This window comes from Microcoleus sp., assembly GCF_049646505.1.
Lineage (GTDB): Bacteria > Cyanobacteriota > Cyanobacteriia > Cyanobacteriales > Microcoleaceae > Microcoleus.
Genome location: NZ_JBARVX010000558.1, coordinates 1 through 16,099 on the forward strand (window position 1 = coordinate 1; position 16,099 = coordinate 16,099).

The 16,099-nt window shown below is 45.1% G+C and carries 20 protein-coding genes; 4 read left to right on the plus strand and 16 right to left on the minus strand.

Features of this window, described 5'->3' with window-relative positions; genetic code table 11:
• The 3 genes from WBA89_RS26215 to murJ all read right to left on the minus strand — a co-directional run.
• Positions 1 to 618: DUF4347 domain-containing protein (locus WBA89_RS26215; RefSeq protein ID WP_424410567.1), on the minus strand; the 618-nt coding region annotated here is incomplete at its 3' end.
• Positions 619 to 734: 116 nt separating this feature from the next.
• A complete protein-coding gene (locus tag WBA89_RS26220) occupies positions 735 to 932 on the minus strand; it encodes a sulfotransferase (RefSeq protein WP_424410568.1) in 198 nt (65 codons plus the stop codon).
• 651 nt (positions 933 to 1,583) lie between these two features.
• A complete protein-coding gene (gene murJ / locus WBA89_RS26225) occupies positions 1,584 to 3,197 on the minus strand; it encodes a murein biosynthesis integral membrane protein MurJ (protein ID WP_424410569.1) in 1,614 nt (537 codons plus the stop codon).
• A gap of 67 nt (positions 3,198 to 3,264) precedes the next feature.
• Here murJ and WBA89_RS26230 point away from each other — a divergent pair, with 67 nt between their 5' ends.
• The 3 genes from WBA89_RS26230 (at position 3,265) to sfsA (ending at position 6,228) form a co-directional block, all read left to right on the plus strand.
• Entirely contained in the window at positions 3,265 to 4,443 is a 1,179-nt protein-coding gene (locus WBA89_RS26230) for a DUF3095 domain-containing protein (protein WP_424410570.1), read from the plus strand.
• Between the two features lie 63 nt (positions 4,444 to 4,506).
• Positions 4,507 to 5,175 carry a glutathione S-transferase family protein gene (locus WBA89_RS26235; RefSeq protein ID WP_424410571.1) on the plus strand — a complete coding sequence of 223 codons (669 nt, stop codon included), beginning with the start codon at positions 4,507 to 4,509 and terminating at the stop codon, positions 5,173 to 5,175.
• Positions 5,176 to 5,493: 318 nt separating this feature from the next.
• Positions 5,494 to 6,228 (plus strand): DNA/RNA nuclease SfsA, encoded by a 735-nt coding sequence (sfsA, locus tag WBA89_RS26240; RefSeq protein WP_424410572.1) that lies wholly within the window; start codon positions 5,494 to 5,496, stop codon positions 6,226 to 6,228.
• 9 nt (positions 6,229 to 6,237) lie between these two features.
• Here sfsA and WBA89_RS26245 read toward each other — a convergent pair whose 3' ends face one another.
• Positions 6,238 to 6,492, minus strand: a complete 255-nt coding sequence (locus WBA89_RS26245; RefSeq protein WP_424410573.1) for a hypothetical protein — start codon at positions 6,490 to 6,492, stop codon at positions 6,238 to 6,240.
• Positions 6,493 to 6,615: 123 nt separating this feature from the next.
• On the minus strand, positions 6,616 to 7,893 hold the full coding sequence (locus WBA89_RS26250) for a S8 family serine peptidase (RefSeq protein WP_424410575.1): 1,278 nt from the start codon (positions 7,891 to 7,893) through the stop codon (positions 6,616 to 6,618).
• A gap of 755 nt (positions 7,894 to 8,648) precedes the next feature.
• Here WBA89_RS26250 and WBA89_RS26255 point away from each other — a divergent pair.
• Positions 8,649 to 8,780 carry a hypothetical protein gene (locus tag WBA89_RS26255; RefSeq protein WP_424410577.1) on the plus strand — a complete coding sequence of 44 codons (132 nt, stop codon included), beginning with the start codon at positions 8,649 to 8,651 and terminating at the stop codon, positions 8,778 to 8,780.
• 271 nt (positions 8,781 to 9,051) lie between these two features.
• On the opposite strand, the gene WBA89_RS26260 is transcribed toward WBA89_RS26255, so the two are convergent.
• The 11 genes from WBA89_RS26260 to WBA89_RS26310 all read right to left on the minus strand — a co-directional run.
• Positions 9,052 to 10,587, minus strand: a complete 1,536-nt coding sequence (locus tag WBA89_RS26260; protein WP_424410578.1) for an HlyD family efflux transporter periplasmic adaptor subunit — start codon at positions 10,585 to 10,587, stop codon at positions 9,052 to 9,054.
• Between the two features lie 515 nt (positions 10,588 to 11,102).
• Complete coding sequence (locus tag WBA89_RS26265; RefSeq protein ID WP_424410579.1) at positions 11,103 to 11,348, minus strand: hypothetical protein; 246 nt, start codon at positions 11,346 to 11,348, stop codon at positions 11,103 to 11,105.
• Positions 11,349 to 11,433: 85 nt separating this feature from the next.
• Entirely contained in the window at positions 11,434 to 11,604 is a 171-nt protein-coding gene (locus tag WBA89_RS26270; protein ID WP_424410581.1) for a hypothetical protein, read from the minus strand.
• 29 nt (positions 11,605 to 11,633) lie between these two features.
• Positions 11,634 to 11,849, minus strand: coding sequence for a hypothetical protein (locus WBA89_RS26275; RefSeq protein ID WP_424410583.1), 216 nt, complete (start codon positions 11,847 to 11,849; stop codon positions 11,634 to 11,636).
• Positions 11,850 to 11,932: 83 nt separating this feature from the next.
• Complete coding sequence (locus WBA89_RS26280) at positions 11,933 to 12,157, minus strand: hypothetical protein (protein ID WP_424410585.1); 225 nt, start codon at positions 12,155 to 12,157, stop codon at positions 11,933 to 11,935.
• Between the two features lie 138 nt (positions 12,158 to 12,295).
• Positions 12,296 to 12,529 (minus strand): hypothetical protein, encoded by a 234-nt coding sequence (locus tag WBA89_RS26285; protein WP_424410586.1) that lies wholly within the window; start codon positions 12,527 to 12,529, stop codon positions 12,296 to 12,298.
• 197 nt (positions 12,530 to 12,726) lie between these two features.
• Positions 12,727 to 13,704: a calcium-binding protein gene (locus WBA89_RS26290; RefSeq protein WP_424410588.1), complete on the minus strand. Its 978-nt coding sequence runs from the start codon at positions 13,702 to 13,704 to the stop codon at positions 12,727 to 12,729.
• Between the two features lie 224 nt (positions 13,705 to 13,928).
• The gene (locus tag WBA89_RS26295) at positions 13,929 to 14,114 is read right to left on the minus strand and encodes a hypothetical protein (protein WP_424410589.1); all 186 of its coding nucleotides are present in this window, start codon (positions 14,112 to 14,114) and stop codon (positions 13,929 to 13,931) included.
• A gap of 526 nt (positions 14,115 to 14,640) precedes the next feature.
• Positions 14,641 to 14,853: a hypothetical protein gene (locus tag WBA89_RS26300; protein ID WP_424410591.1), complete on the minus strand. Its 213-nt coding sequence runs from the start codon at positions 14,851 to 14,853 to the stop codon at positions 14,641 to 14,643.
• Positions 14,854 to 15,176: 323 nt separating this feature from the next.
• Entirely contained in the window at positions 15,177 to 15,398 is a 222-nt protein-coding gene (locus tag WBA89_RS26305; RefSeq protein ID WP_424410592.1) for a hypothetical protein, read from the minus strand.
• 342 nt (positions 15,399 to 15,740) lie between these two features.
• A partial coding sequence (locus WBA89_RS26310) for a helix-turn-helix domain-containing protein (protein WP_424410594.1) occupies positions 15,741 to 16,099 on the minus strand: 359 nt, incomplete at its 5' end.

Sequence of the window (16,099 nt, forward strand, 5' to 3'; positions counted from 1 at the left end):
TTGTACTGAGGCGCGCCCGATGGCTGTGTCGTTGGCGAGTACGTCGATGCTGACAGAGGGCGAGTTGACTGTAACGGCTTTGGTGTCTGGGTTGGCGGTGGCTAGGATGTGGCTGTAAGTTTTGAGGCTTTCAGAATTAAACGGTATTGATGTTTCTATCGTGCCTGTTTCTACTTCTAAGTTCCAGTCGCCTCCTAATTCTGCATTGCCTGTAATATTATTCGATGCTGCTACATCGGCTTTTGTTAATTCGCTCAGTTCTTTAACAAATTTGATTCCTGTTTCTCCTGCGGCTACATCGCATCCGTAGAGGTGGATATCGCCATTTTCTGTTAAGGCATTTCCCCACTGTTTGATCCCAGTGCTGAAATTTTCTATGTCTTTCTCATTGAGTACGTCTGCACCGAGTTTTAAACTGCCTGGGCTGCCGTGAGAAAGGATATGTACGGCTTCAATATCTTGTTGATTTGCTAAGGCATTTGTAATTTGTTCAATGCCGCTCAAATTTTCATTTAAAATCACAATTTGAGCGGGATCGATGCCTTGGATCAGGCTTTGATAATCTTGTACAGAAGAGTCTACGAAAATGATTTGCTTGTTCATAGTTGATAAGTTCATAATTGCGGAAATCCTTTATATCTATTGTTTACATACAAGTCCGGCAGGGGTTGAATCCCCGCATCAAAGCTTAAGTCCTCGCTATGAAGACTGAAGAATTTATTAGTCCTATTGCTTCAAATTAGCGCCAGTTTTTGTTCATGGGAAATGAACACGGAACACTGATTGTCTTCGCTCACGGCTGATAGCATTCGATCGGCTAAACTCCCAACACGGGAAGTCATAGCGCTGTGAAACCGGGGATTTTGTCGTAGTAGTGCAGCCAGCAAAGTAGACCCTGAGCGGGGTAGTCCTGATATGAAGCCGGCTTTCACTGGCTTTGTGGGGGAATGCGTTTCTCATACATTAGATGCAATCCAAATGTATCATCCTAAAGACATATCTTTTATAGAATATTTTTATTTATACTCCGCAACACAACTCTGCTGGTTTACGATATCTTTACAATCTAGACATCGCGGGTTTACTTTCCCTGTCTCTATCATTGCTTCCGGCCTCTGCCTCTGTAAAGTCGGAAAAGTCGGATCTTAAAGTCGGAAAAGTCGGATCTTTTCCATGTGGACATAATTTAGACCTCCCTCAGAGGCTGTGGGTATGAGGGCGTATTTTTTTTGTAAGAATTTTATTGGCTGTTTTGCCAGACAGCATTAAGGTTGACGATATCTTTACAATCTAGACATCGCCGTTGTTAATTATTGGGGAATACGGTTTACTTAAGACGATCCCCCCTAACCCCCCTTAAAAAGGGGGGGACAAGAATGCCCTCAGAGTCCCCCTTCTTAAGGGGGATTTAGGGGGATCTCCGGCGCATAAATATGTTAAGTGAACCGTATTGAATTATTGGGGAATTTTTAACCGCAGATGCGGGCGGATGGACGCGGATGGACGCGGATAATTGTTGATTTGGGTTTAAGGGCGATCGCACTTTGTCTCAATTCCTGGAATCTGCCGCAAATTTATGATATTTATTTGCCAAAACGTCCCCGAATGCGATCGACAAACATATCAACTTCCGGCAACTTCATCTGATTCACAAAAATTACAAAAACTCCCAACCCAGCGAAACTTGCCACACTCAACTCCACTAATTGAACTACCAAACCTTCAGTACCCAAAATTCTTTGACAGCCTTGCAGAGTAGCCAAAGACACGAAAGCAGTTAGAGAACTCCCAGAAGCTAACCCCAGAAAAGGCAAACTCCACTCCCGCCAAGGCAAGCCGCCCAGCTTTTTGTCTAATAAGTACAAAAGCATAATCATCGAAACAATATTCACTCCTACCGTGGACAGAACTAATCCTGGTGCGCCGAGAGCTCCTACTAACAAATAATCCAACAAGCCGTTCAAAAAAATATTGATAATACTGATCCGAAAAGGCGTTTCTCCATCTCCCAAAGCGTAAAATACCCGTACCAAAACGTCGCGGCCCAAATACACAAACATTCCAATACTGTAAGCCATCAGTAGGGGCGCGACAAACTGTGAGGCCGATCGATCGAAAGCATAGCGTTCGTAAACAATGCGGACGATGGGTGTAGCTAGCGTCACCATTAAAGCACTCAGCGGCAGCATCGTCAGCCCAGTCAAAATTAAAGATTGACGAATTCTATCTTTTAATTCCAACCAGTCTTTGGGTTCGGTGAGGCGAGAAAAAATTGGCAAAAATGGCACTAAAATCACATTAGAAATGATGCCTAAAGGAGTCATAACTAACAAGCCGCTGTAACTCATAGCAGAGGCAGCTTGAGGGATGTAGGATGCGAAAAATAGGTCAGTATAGACATTAATTTGCAGCATTCCCGATGATAAGGTAGCAGGAACCATCACCTTAACTACTTCTTGCACTCCAGGCAGTTTAAAATTAAACCGCAAACGCAATTTTCCCAAGCCCGCGCGCCACTGCGCCGCCAGTTGCACCAACCACTGCAAAACTGCTCCCGCTAAAGTTCCCCAAGCTAACACTAAGCCGCCCATTAGTGCGTATTCAGGCTGAATAATTTTGTCTCCGAGTTGCAGTGCCAGAATCCCCAAACCGCCGACAAGTGCCACGCTAGAAAATAAAGGACTAATCGAAGGAAGCCAGTACATATCGGCGGCGTTGAGAGTGCCGAAACCAATACCGATCAAGCCTGAAAGTAACGCCATCGGCGCCATGATCCGAAATTGTTGGACAGCAATTGCTTTGATTTCTAAGCCTTCTGCTGTTCTATTTAATCCCGGTGCTACCAAATCGATCAGCGGATCGGCAAAAATAATTAAAGCAACTGTTACTAACAACAGTATGCCGCCGACTAAGGTGGTGATAGTCTCGACTAAGGGTGCAGCTTCTTTTTTGTCGCGGCGGGCTAAAACGCTGACTATGGCGCTGTGAAATGGCCCGTTGATGCCTCCGAGCAAAATAAATAAGAAACCGGGGATGACGTAGGCATAATTGTAGGCATCGACGGCGACACCGACTCCAAAGGCTGCGGCGATCGCAATTTGGCGCACTAAGCCGAAGACTTTGCTAATCAGAGTGGCGACTGCGACAATGCCGGCAATCCCCGCTAGGGAACGAGAGGGCTTCTGCGGTTCAGACACAAATAGTTACAAACGCTAGTGCTAAAAGGCTTCACTAAGTTTAATAGCGAATCGGGAAAATCATAGCATGAATTCAGAAAACTTCTATTCCGAATTGCCTTTACTGGACAATTTTATCAAGATTACAGATTTGGGTAATTTTGTTGACGTACCTGATGATTGGTACATTATTGTCACAGATATTCGCGGTTCTACCAAAGCGATTGAATCTGGGAAATACAAAGAAGTTAATTTATTGGGGGCTTGTTCGATCGTTGCGGTTTTGAATGCAGCTACCCCAATTGAAATTCCGTTTGTCTTCGGTGGCGACGGCGCTTCTCTGTTGATGGGGCCATCGCTTTTACCCGCTGCTAAAATTGCTTTGCTTGCCATTCAACAACTGGCGAAGACTGAATTTGATATGGATTTGCGAGTTGGGGCAGTGCCGGTTAAAGTTGTGGTAGCAGCTAATTTTCCGGTTAAAATAGCTAAGTTTAAAGTTTCGGAAAATTACAGCCAAGCTGTTTTTATTGGCGGCGGCTTAACCCGTGCTACTGAACTTATTAAAGACCCTGTTGCTGGAAAAGCTTACTCTTTTAAAAATAAAAATAATGGCGTTTCTCCAACAGCCGATTTTTCGGGATTGGAGTGCCGGTGGCAGGATATTCCCAGCAAGTACGGGGAAATAGTAACGCTGCTGGTAATGGTGCGAGAAGATTTTGGTCAGCAGAGCCATCAATTTTATAGAAAAATTATCAAAAAAATAGAATACATTTACGGCAAAGAAAATTCTTTAAATCCGATCGATCGGGAAAATCTAAAATTGACATTGAATAGCACAAAGCTGATTAAAGAAACTTTAGTGAGGGCGAGCAATGCTAGTTGGTTAGACCGCCAGTTATATTTATCAAAAATACAGTTAGAGACGGCGGTTGGTTCGCTGCTAATGAATTTGAAAGTTAAGACAGAAGAGTTAGATTGGGGAGTTTATAAAGATATTGCGATCGCAGCTACGGATTACCGCAAATTTGATGATATGTTGAAAATGGTAATTTCGGGCAATGAGTGGCGGCGAAAAAAATTGACGCGGTACTTGGAAAAGAATTACCGAGAAGGCAAGCTGGTTTACGGTTTGCACGTTGCTGACAGAGCGTTGATGACTTGCTTAGTGTTTGAACGCAACGGCCGCCAAGTACATTTTATAGACGGTGCTGATGGAGGTTATGCTTTAGCTGCAAAGGATATGAAACAAAGAATGCAGGATTAAAGTCTTTACCACAAATCTTTTATGCTATGATATTTCAATCTAAAATCTCAAATCTAAAATCGCATGACTGTGCTGAAACTTTATCACAATCCCCTCTCTACTAACTCTCGTCGCGTCTGGATTGCTTTGCTGGAAAAAGAGATTGAATTTGAATTAGTGCCGCTCAAATTAAACGGCGATCAGTTTCAACCGGATTTTTTGGCTATTAGCCCTTTTCACCACGTCCCGGTTTTAGGTGATGGGGATTTTCATATAATAGAAACGCTGGCAATTCTTGATTATCTGGAAGCTAAGTATCCCGCGATCGCACTGTTGCCGCAAGATGCTAAGGATTTGGCGATCGTCCGCATGGTACAAATGGTCACAGTCAACGAATTGACACCAGCGCTGAGTCCCTTTGTCCGCAAGAGTTTCGGTGGTGTAGGCGACCCGGAAAAGCTGGAAAAAGGTCGGCAGCAAGTGGCGGCGGTACTGAGATTTTTTGAGGATTTGTTGGGCGATAAACCTTTTTTTGGCAGCAGCAGCGCGATTACCCTCGCGGATGTTGTGGCGGGTGTTTCCGTGCCTTGGCTGCCCGAACTAGGCGTGTCTTTGGACGATTACCCCAAATTGCAGGCTTGGTCGGAACGCTTAAATTCCCGCCCTTCTTGGCAGCAAACGCAAGCCAGTCCCGAACTTGTGGAAGCTTTTAAAGCGCAGATGAAACAGTTGATGAAACCTCAGCAAGGTTAGTTTGTGCAGAGATTTATTGCCTAAAATTTTGATTGATTATGCAGCCGCAGATGCGAGGCGGATAAACACAGATTAACGCAGATGCAATTCAAGATAAGTTTCATTTGTTGTAGCAGGTTTAATGACCGATGATATCGTTTTCGGTAGCATCGGAATGATTTAACCACAGAGAACACAGAGTACGCCGAGGGAGAGACTATATATCTGAATCATTCCGCTGTTACCGGAGTTGAGATGACCAATGACTAATGACCAATGACTAATGACTAATGACCAATGACTAATGACTAATGACTAATGACCAATGACTAATGACTAATGACTAACTTAATTTACAAATATCCGCCTTTATTACCAGGCACTTTAATCAAGCGGTACAAGCGTTTTTTTGCCGAAATTGAATTAGATTCGGGAGAAATTATCACCGCGCACTGTCCGAATACTGGCCCGATGACTGGTGTTTTGATTCCGGGTAATCCTGTCCTAGTATCTGCTAGCGACAATCCCAAACGCAAGTTGGCTTATACTTGGGAATTAATTAAGGTTTGCGATACTGTACCTGTTTGGGTGGGAGTTAATACTGGGCTGCCAAATCGAGCGATTAAATTAGCTTTGGAGTTGCGGTTGTTTCCTGAGTTGGGCAATTACAGTTTAATTCAGCCGGAGGTTGTTTACGGTATCGATAAAAAAAGTCGTGTTGATTTTTGGCTGAATGGTGGAGAAAAACAGATTTTTCTGGAAGTGAAAAATACAACTTGGGTCAAAGATACATTAGCTTTATTTCCTGATACAGTGACGGAGCGGGGACAGAAACATTTGAGAGAGTTGATCGATGTGGTGCGGCAGGGTTCGAGGGCTGTAATGCTGTATTTTATTAATCGCGGAGATTGTACGGATTTTGCTCCGGGCGATAGTGCCGATCGCCTTTACGGACAATTGTTCAGACAGGCTGTGGCTGAAGGTGTGGAAGTTTTGCCTTGTCGGTTTGATGTGACGCCGGAAGGTGTTCGGTATTTGGGTTTGGCAAAAATGGATTTACTAACCCCTAAATGATTGATTCGTTTAAATTGCCTGCATTTCTCGATCGATCTCGACACTAGCCACGCCCGGTACGCTCCTTAGTCCTTTTAGCTTCGATTGAGAAACCTCTCCAGTAACGATACCAATCACAGGTAGCACCTCATCCACTTTCATTCCCGCCGATTCTAAGCCAGTGACAACCGATTGAATTACCGCTAAGTTTTGGTCATCAACAGTTACTATGATGCGCTCTACTTGTTCATCAGACATATTCCGCCTCCTTTGGGCTAAATCCATTGAGCTATTGTCCCTACTGTATAGTTCAATTCAGTGAATTATGTTTATAGAGGGAGGTTTCTGAACACAGAAAACCTCCTTCTACCGATAGGAAGTGCTCCCTAATTTCGATCGCTGTCGTGATTACGGAGCTTGTAGCAACCCACTTCCGACACGAGCATTTGGTAATGGTAGTGCCACAGCACGGGAAGTTAGCAATTGCCAAAGTTGAGAACCTCGTTTACCAGTCCATTGGGCATACAGGGCAGCGAGCCCAGCTACGTGAGGGGTAGCCATGCTGGTGCCATTGAAAGCAGCATAACGCCCTATATTCACAGGTACTGATGAGTATACTTCCACTCCTGGAGCGGCGATATTAACTTTAGCCCCTAGAGATCCGCCAGAGGTAGCCGAGAACGTAGCCACTTGGAGGCATTTATCGACGGCTGCAACAGCCATAATCGACGGGCTATTCGCTGGTTGTCCGACTCTTCCGGTTGGCCCATTGTTGCCCGCGGCTGCCACGATGAGACACCCATTTTCGAGTGCCCGACGGCCGACAGTTTCGTAGGCAGTAGACGGTGTTGGAGTCTCGTTTCCTAAAGACATCGAGATCACTTGACACCCGTTGACGATCGCCCATTCCATCGCAGCGAGAATCCAGCCACTAGCGCCGCTACCGGCATTGCTCAAGACTTTACCGACATAAATGGTCGATTCGTAAGCGATCCCGTACCGCCGGCCGTTCAGATCCTTGAACCCGCACGCTGTCCCAATGCAGTGGGTACCATGACCGTTCCCATCTTGTACGTCCTCCCCAGGCACGAAGGACTTCGATACGATCGATCGGCCTACGAAGTCGGGATGTAATAGATCCATCCCCGTATCCAGCACGGCAACTTTCATTCCATTACCAGTCAAGACAGAGTTCATGACCTTCGTTGCCTTCAGACCCCAAGTAGATTCGATATCATCAGAAAAACATTCTTGGGCCCCGATTGCTGCTACCTCTGTAGTAGTGGCTTTATCGTACAGGTTATTCACCGCATCGCGATAGCCCCGCAAATAGTCCACGGACAACCCATCGCCAATGGCGTAAAAGGTGCGCTCCGGTTCGATCGCCAGAATCGCAGAATCCTCTCCCGCTGATGTCAGGATGCTGCTGAAAGCCCCTTCCTCTAGGGAGACGACGGCCACGCCGAGAGTTGGGAACACCGCTCCCCCTGATGCTTCGAGTTGGCTCAAGTCTAGAGCAGACTCCGGGAAATCGGTAGCGTTTGCCAGTCCGGTGATGCCAGCTTGGTCGCTCAGGAGGTCTAACCCTTCTCTCACCGCATCATCGCGGAAAGTAACAATGTAACGCCCTGTTGTTTCATCGCCCCGGGCAGTTGCTGGGATGGGAAAACTAGGTTGTTCAGACATAAAATACCTCTTATTGAGTGTTTGACGGTTTGACTGTGATGAGAAATCTCTGACAGCTTTTCTGACATTGATTCCTATTCAGGTTTAATTGCCGAAATTAAGCTGTCTTGTTCCTGATGAAACTCGGTATTTTTTTGTTAAGTCAATTAGCTTTGGATAATGCGTTTAGTTGCAAAAGAGAGTTATTTAATCCCAAGGCTGCTTCATTTTCCAAATCTAAGCTGGCAAGGGCAAGTGACAAAACTGACTTAATCTGATTGCTGCGAAATTCTCATTTGTAGAGGACTTATACCAATTTAATGTGAAGTTGCACATATCTCGATCCCCCTAAATCCCCCTTAAGAAGGGGAGTAGGGGTTGACTTTGAGAAGAATCTTGTCCCCCCCTCCGGCGGGGGGTTAGGGGGGATCAGATTCTATATAGCCTCATAAAAAATTGGTATTACGCTGCATTCCTTCTATTTTGGCACTATGTGTACTTGTAGGGTGCTTGCTGCACCCTACAAGTACAGTCTTTGCATAAGTCGTATAATAACAGTCGCTAGCTGTTCGTTACCAGTCACATAATCGAGTGACTTGCATAATTTTTATTTTTGTGTTAAGGGCAGTCAATCGATTTTAGATTGAAGAATAGAAGAATAGGAGAATTTAAGAAAGCGACCCTACGGATGAATCCGATCGATTTTAGATTTTAGATTTTAGATTGAAGAATAGAAGAATAGAAGAATAGGAGAATTTAAGAAAGCGACCCTACGGATGAATCCGGGGGCTTGTACCCTGGTTGTTTTCAGTCAGGACAAAATTTTACTATTAAATCCGCAAAATATAAATTTCTACATCGGAGGCGATCGCACTTATTGGAAAAATGCGATCGCTTCCAACACCTAGCCCTGCAAAAAAAACCTAGCTGTTTCTTAATCGGGAAGGCAAACAAGCCTAATCTGGCAACAGCAAGGGCAGCAATATTGCTAGGTAATGGCGCTGCTTCGGCAATGCTGAGCGCGTTGATGCAAGTTGCGTTTCCATACCTGATTTGACTGGTGAACCGGCCAACTTGAAGATAGGTAAAGATGCCGTGCCTACCAGTACAGAAACTCGCCCTAAGAACGTCGCGGTGAATTACATTATCAAATATACTAATGGGTGATGGTAAAGTTGGTTAAACATCGGCGAGCATCCTGGCTTTTCTGAAAATAAATGTAAGTACCGTTTCTTGTCGAGAAATAATGTCTGCTGTAACTTCCATTCCGGCTTGAAGATGATACTGACAGCACTGTTGATCGGCAGATTGGCTAATAGCCCGATCGCGCTTGACTAAATAAGTTCTTTGGGGAATAACAGTCACTTCATAGTAAGGCGGACTGTTATTTTCACCAGCAATGGCATCGGGTGCGATCGCACTAACTTTCCCTTCTAGTACCCCGTAGTCGGGATAGGGATAGGCAGAAATCCGCAGGATAGATGTTTGACCGATCGCAATTTTACCAATATCGGGAGCGGCGACGCGAGCTTTGACGACAATGGCAGCATTAGCGGGAGCAATTTGAGCGATTGCCGCACCGAGTTGTGCAGTTTGTCCGGGATTTCGCAGATTCAGTTTGAGAATAGTGCCGTCTACTGGGGAACGAACAATACTTTTTGCAAGTTCGGTATCAATTTGTTTGAGTTCTTGACGATCGCGATTGATTTGATTTTGGATGTCAGCGCGACTCTGAATCGAAACTAATCGTTCTTTTTTCAACGCTGCCAAAGTTGCTTCACCCTTGGCTTTTTCTTGAGCAATTTGCTGTTGCGCGATCGCCACGGGTGCACCACTGGGATTCAAGGCAGCTTCAACAACTTTCAATTTAGCAGCAGAAAATTCAACAGCTTGTCGCTGCCTGTCAACGGTTTTTCTTTGGCTTTCCACAGCTTTTTTTTGCACTTCTACGGCGGCTTTTTGCCCTGCCACGGCTTGTTCTTGCTGCTGTGCGGCAAGTTTCGTCTCCTCCACTAAATCCAGCGAAATAGCGCCTGTTTCTTGGATTGACTGATAGCGATCGCGCTTAGAAACGGCTGCTTTTAAATTTGCCTCGGCAGCCTTTAAATTTGCTGCGGCTGTTTGCAAGGAAGCCTGTTCTTTTTGCAATTCCGGCAGCGATTTTTCCCATTCCGACTGAGCTAATTGTACGTTAGCTTTAGCCGCTTCAACTTCAGCCAGCGAGGTAATTTGCCGTTCTCCATATTCCCGCTGGCTGCGGCTTAAACCTGCTTGGGCAGAGGCAACTGCGCCTTCCATTGCCTGGGTTTCCGCTGCTAGGCGATCGTCTAAAGCGCTAATTTGAGCAGCAATTTGACGCAGTTGCAGTTGGTTTTGCTGGATATTTCCTTGCAGTTGGCTTTGTTTAGTTAAAAGTTGGGAAGAGTCGATGAGGGCGATCGCATCTCCTTGTTTGACAGCCTGATTTTCTTTCACTTGAATGCTTTTAACCGTGCCTGCTGTCGCCGCTTCTACAATGCGAATTTCACCAGCAGGACGGACGGTAGCGGGAGCTCTGACGGTAACATTATATTTAGCGACAGCAGCAAGGGCGATCGCCCCGCCAAAAGTTGCCAACAAAAATAATCCGCCCGCCGTTATCCAGCGGCTGATGGGCGGCAAGAATTCATCCGGTTTCGCAGTACGAAGAAAGTCAAAAGAAGAGTCAGTAGTCATTAGTCAGTAGTCATTAGTCAGTTGCTAGCTGGTAGTTGGCAGTTGGCAGTAGTTATTGGTTAGATCGAGGACGATCGATCTGTGATATTAATGCAAGGTATTGTAAGGGCGGGTTTTACCAACAATAATCGCCTGAGAGCCATCATCTCATAAACCCGCCCCCCCGCAACGAACGATCCCTTGATTCCTAAGCCAGGACTTACGCACCAACTCGATACGTAGGGTATGCACTCGGCACCTTACGGCTGCTTTGAATTCAAGTCCACTGGTAGCTAAAGCCAAACTTTCTAGTGGCGCGATCCCACCAAAATGTCCAAAGTCCGCCCGCAGTTCTTACCCCCCAAAACGTCTGACTTGACGACGGACTCCTCTGACCTCCTTTAATCAATTCCTGTTCGCTTTCACTCAACTCCACACAGGTTTCTAGATTTTGCAATAGAAGGGTTTGAGAGTAAAAATTTTCCTGTTTTCTACGGTCACGAAAAACCTCGTTAGTCATTGCTTTTTGAACTCTTTTAAGAAGCAAAAGGATTGGGGAACAAGAGTACCAAGTTGAGGATAAAAGGAAACTGTGCTGCCAATCCTATTTGGGTTGAGTTTGTGGAACTCATAGCCCGTTTTTTATTGGGTTTAGTTATCGCAGGCGAAACATCCAAAAGTTGATCGACGCCGATAACTTGACCGCCTGCGATTAAATCAGCTTCCATATCTGAGATATCTTCAAGTGCGCGATCGCGTAGCCAAGGACTATTATTAAGCATTTTTCAAGCCTCCTTTTAGAGAGCGTGGGTTTACAAGTTAAGGACGAGCTTCAGTTCACCGGGATGCAAATAAAATAGGGGAAACTCAAAAACTAATATCGCAGGTTCCACCGCGACCTGGACCATCGCAGGGGAATTTTATACCACCCGATATAGACTCCTGATTTTGATCGTTTAATTCCACCACTAGCTGTTGTAATTGTTCGACATTCAAAACAGGTTTTGATGGATTGTTTATCTGCTGTTTGCGAAACATTTTTTAACTTTTTTGTGATGTATCCGATACTAAGTTTTTGCCTTGTTGACTTGACCAAGGAGAGAAGGGAGAGCGATCGCACGTAAAGTCGCTAACTCAGCCCCGAACTCTTCTTGGAGACGCTTTAATTCCCCACCCGATATCGATTCTTGGTCTTGTTCGTTTAAATCCATCACTAGCGGATGTAATTTCTGAACATCCAACACTGATTTTGATGAATTTTTAGTTTGGTGTTTGCGAAACATTTTTCTCCTCCCGATTTTTCAAACAGACAAATTATGAGAGATGCGATCGCATAAATACGATAGCGGCATTCAAAGGCGATCGCTCAGAACAGTAATGTTCCCCTAATCTTTCCTTGCGGTGGAACATTTGAGCTTTTAGACAAACTAATTCCTGGATGGAAAGTGAAAGAGGATGAAGCCTGTGAGGTGCTTGGTCGAACGACATCGGAGAATCCAATACTCCAAGCTAAGCAACCCTCAGCCCCACCTGAAAGATTTTCGGCTTGTTGGGCATCTAATTCTTGCCAAAGTTCTCGAATTTCCATCATCAAATCCTCCATTTTGCTTCAAACTTAACGATCGGTTTTCTGTCTGGCTTAAACAATGTCAGAGGTCGCTCTTGAATGTCTTGCACATTTTTGCTGTTTTTGCACGTTCTTGCTACGAATCGAGCGATCGGCCTTTCTTCAAATCATTAAGGTAGGAATACTGCGAATTCCGTACTGACTGGCTATACTGCCCGTGCCAGTTACTTGTTCTACATCTCTTCGGGTCAATCGGGGGCGAAGTATATCCTCACCAGTGTGACCTCCGGACAGCAATTCCTCATTTTCTTCGCCTAACTCAACAACAAGTGCTTGGCGGGATACAAAATCGAAGGCAGACAGCAATGAATTATTTATTTTGTGTTTTTTAAGCATTTTTCAACTCCTGGGATTCTTGTAAAAAAATATGAGCTTCTGAGGGCGGTTTACCAGATGGTTTCTGTTCGATATATATGGTTGCTCAAACCCGCCCTTTCCCGTGTTTTCTCTCCCCAAAAATCCCCTTTCGCTTGGGTATGAAATGGTGATAATTAAGGATTTCTTAGACTCAGTTAAAGTCGCCCGTTTATGGGCTATGCTCTAACCAGAAAGTTTTGGTAGAAAACAAAATAATCCTGAGATAAATCCAGATTTGCTGTGTTTTGAACGACTGCAATCAGATCGCCCTGGTAATAGATCCCGGTATTATTAGGACCGCTCGCATTAAGAGAGTAGCTGTCTCTATTACCGTAGAGACGAATTCTGTCTTCAGCGGTGTTGAAGTCAGTGATAATAGCGTTACCAACCCCCAAATAATGCGGCCAACTGTTTACAAATAACGCATCTCCCAAAACAAAGTTATCTGCGCCAGCACCTCCCGTTAATCTGTCGAATTGGTTGGTATTTATATCATTTGCACCACCATCAGCACCACGAATCCAGTCATTACCGTCTCCACCAATCAATGTATCTGTGCCAAAACCACCATACAGATTGTCATTACCAATGCCACCGTCCAGGCTGTCATTATTCTCGTTACCCTGCAACTGGTCATCACCCGCTTCTCCTACTAAGCTGTCGTTGCCATTTTCTCCGCGTAAAAAGTCGTTACCAGCCCCACCATTAAGAGTATCAGCGTCATTTCCACCCCTTAATTGGTCTGCACCATCTCCTCCTGTTAAAAAGTCGTTACCATCCTGCGTATTCATGAAGTCATTTCCGTCGCCACCATTTAAAGTGTCATTTCCAGGTCCTCCACTCATGCTGTCGTTGCCGGATTCGCCAGACATTGAATCATTGCCAGCATCGCCAGACATTTCATCGTTGCCAGGACCGCCAAACAATTCGTCATTACCATCATTTCCTTCCAAAGTATCATTGCCAGAACCACCAAACAATTCGTCATTACCACGTTGTCCAATTAAATCATCATTGCCGCCGAAGCCATAGATGATATCGTCGGCTGAGCTGAGGACATACCGACCGTTTTCAATAGACCAGAAAGGGGTGTCATTACCAATAATTTTTTCGCTTGCTGCGGTTCCATATATCACATTTTTGACACTAGCCATAGTCTCTTTCTCCCTAATGTAATTAAAAGGTTTTGTTGGCAAAAATCCTGCCACCCTAATATGTAGAAATACTTTTTATTAACGAACCTGAATATTTTTTTTCTGTCTGGATGATTCGTTTTTAGGGTGCTAATATTTGTCAAGCTTTTGTGTAGGTGGGCAATGCCCACCATCCAAGCCAAGCTGCGACCTTCACGTAGTTAGCTTGCTAAGTAGTATGCTTGCTAAAATCTGAAGATCGTAAATTTCAACCCTACTTCACATTTGCCAGGTACTTGGCATGAACCCCATCCCTTCACTCTTTCCCCGCCGCCTATTTGAGCAGCTACCTCATCACCGATTTCTTTCCATAAAGCTTGATTTGGATCGTTTGGTATGGTTTGCGATTTCTTAGGCTGCATTGCTTTCATCAGATTTACTCCTGTGTTAACTCATCGTGTTTTTGAAGTGAAAGTAGGGTGCGTCGCGAAGACTGTTCTCGCTGCTTGGAGAAATCCCATAGCGACGCACCTTACCGCGAAAGAAAAAGTGCAATTTGGCTCTCTCGGAATTGTGGTGGTAACGCAAGCTGATAATCTGTCTGCATCAAGGTTGTGGGCCTTCACACTCCATAAAATTTTTATCGACCGCTACTTTTGACGCCCAACATCCGGGAGAGCCGTAAAAGAGCATCACTCTAAGGAACACCGCGCTGTGGGTATCTACAAGTCGTACCACCGTCTAGTCTGCGCCGACACCAACCAGTCCCAAAAACTGGATGTTCATTCTGCCAAATCAATTTTCCTCCTACATAGGATGAAGACTCATCTAAGGACAAATTATTCCAAAGATGGTGAGATTTAGAGAGTTTAATTTGATTTGAAGATTGAGCTTGAGATTTGAACAAATTAAGCACGATCCCTTGACCTCCTTTATATTTGGTTAGAACTCCTTGATTTATAGCCGTTGCTGTCGGTGGCGATCGCAGTGAAAGTAGGGTGCGTCGCGATCGACTGTTCTCACTGCTTGGAGAAATCCCATAGCGACGCACCTTACCGCGACAGAAAAAGTGCGGATGTAAGCGAGGCTATTCCTCGCTGACTCGCCAGAGACACAGCCTCGCTTATCTGCGTTACCAGGCTGGAGCTTGGTAAGGAGTAATACCAGCAAATCATTACGACTCTGCGGCCTCGATGTTCGGGACAGACGAACAGATCGATAACTTTACATCCTTTGAAAGAGCATCAGCCTAATCAACACCGGGCTCTCTGTATCTACAATGATTGTAACCGTCCAGTCCGCGCCGGCACCACCCCCACCCAAATTGTGGATCGTACTGCCTCCAAATCAATTTTCCTCCCATATAGGATGAAGACTCATCTAAGGACAAATCATTCCAAAGATCGTGAGATTGAGAGAGTTTAATTTGATTTGAAGATTGAACTTGAGTTTTGAACAAATTCAGCATGGTTACTTAACCTCCTTGTAGGAATTTATGAAGCAGAACGGAATCCCAAAATCACATAAGCCTCTATGATGGTTTCGGAGGATCGCGGCGTTCGGGTGACATCACCGAAACGAATACTCCAGGCCAGGCATCCCTCTGCCTGTGCACCGCCAGAAATGGTTTCTGAGGTTCGATCGTCCAGTTCATGCCAAAGCGTTGTGTTCATGTTTGTTTGGATTGCTTCCATTTTTGTTTGGGTTGTTTTCATGTTTTTTTCCTCAAACTATTCAGCTTTTATTTCACAACCAATTGCCGCAGTTACTAACACCGATCTTGACCAGAAGTGGGAGGTAACATATCGTTGGGACCCCAACAACCTGAAACTGCTGTTGGCCCCGTGTAAGGTCTAGAGTTTTGACCGCCACAAATTCTTTCTTGTTCGCGATCGCTCAGTTCGCACTGCACAAGTGACGATTGAAAAGATTGTAACTTCTTATTGAAGGGCTTACGAAACATATTACGGCTCCTTTGCTAGTTAATTAGTTAGTTTGATAGTGGCACGCACTGGAAGAAGAATCTTGCACGATATTGCGGTTTTTGCACATTCTTGCTATAACTTGAGTAAAGTCTTGGGGGTCACTCCAGTCAAGCGTTTGAAGTGGCGGTTGAGATGGCTTTGATGAGTAAATCCGCAGGCGATCGCAATTTCCGACAAACTCATCTTTCCTTGCAACAGCAATTGTTTTGCCCGTTCTACCCGCTGTTGAATCACGTATTGGTGCGGACTGATACCAACAGATTGTTTGAAAGCGCGGGAAAAGTGGTAGGGGCTGAGTTGGGCGATCGCCGCCAGTTCATCTACACTGAATTGCCGTTCTAAATAATCGTTGATATAGTCTTGAACCCACCTCAATTTGTGCGGACACATTGCCCATTTGCCGTTGAGTTTACGATCCCCTTGCGTCGAAT

Excerpts from the sequence above, each read along its gene's own strand:
- WBA89_RS26230 (WP_424410570.1), top strand. The coding sequence starts at position 3,265 with ATGAATTCAGAAAACTTCTATTCCGAATTGCCTTTACTGGACAATTTT.
- WBA89_RS26295 (WP_424410589.1), bottom strand. The coding sequence starts at position 14,114 with ATGAAAGCAATGCAGCCTAAGAAATCGCAAACCATACCAAACGATCCA.
- WBA89_RS26275 (WP_424410583.1), bottom strand. The coding sequence starts at position 11,849 with ATGTTTCGCAAACACCAAACTAAAAATTCATCAAAATCAGTGTTGGAT.
- WBA89_RS26285 (WP_424410586.1), bottom strand. The coding sequence starts at position 12,529 with ATGCTTAAAAAACACAAAATAAATAATTCATTGCTGTCTGCCTTCGAT.
- WBA89_RS26260 (WP_424410578.1), bottom strand. The coding sequence starts at position 10,587 with ATGACTACTGACTCTTCTTTTGACTTTCTTCGTACTGCGAAACCGGAT.
- WBA89_RS26290 (WP_424410588.1), bottom strand. The coding sequence starts at position 13,704 with ATGGCTAGTGTCAAAAATGTGATATATGGAACCGCAGCAAGCGAAAAA.
- sfsA (WP_424410572.1), top strand. The coding sequence starts at position 5,494 with ATGACTAACTTAATTTACAAATATCCGCCTTTATTACCAGGCACTTTA.
- WBA89_RS26270 (WP_424410581.1), bottom strand. The coding sequence starts at position 11,604 with ATGTTTCGCAAACAGCAGATAAACAATCCATCAAAACCTGTTTTGAAT.
- WBA89_RS26250 (WP_424410575.1), bottom strand. The coding sequence starts at position 7,893 with ATGTCTGAACAACCTAGTTTTCCCATCCCAGCAACTGCCCGGGGCGAT.
- WBA89_RS26265 (WP_424410579.1), bottom strand. The coding sequence starts at position 11,348 with ATGCTTAATAATAGTCCTTGGCTACGCGATCGCGCACTTGAAGATATC.
- WBA89_RS26305 (WP_424410592.1), bottom strand. The coding sequence starts at position 15,398 with ATGAAAACAACCCAAACAAAAATGGAAGCAATCCAAACAAACATGAAC.
- WBA89_RS26245 (WP_424410573.1), bottom strand. The coding sequence starts at position 6,492 with ATGGATTTAGCCCAAAGGAGGCGGAATATGTCTGATGAACAAGTAGAG.
- WBA89_RS26255 (WP_424410577.1), top strand. The coding sequence starts at position 8,649 with ATGAATCCGGGGGCTTGTACCCTGGTTGTTTTCAGTCAGGACAAAATT.
- WBA89_RS26280 (WP_424410585.1), bottom strand. The coding sequence starts at position 12,157 with ATGATGGAAATTCGAGAACTTTGGCAAGAATTAGATGCCCAACAAGCC.
- WBA89_RS26235 (WP_424410571.1), top strand. The coding sequence starts at position 4,507 with ATGACTGTGCTGAAACTTTATCACAATCCCCTCTCTACTAACTCTCGT.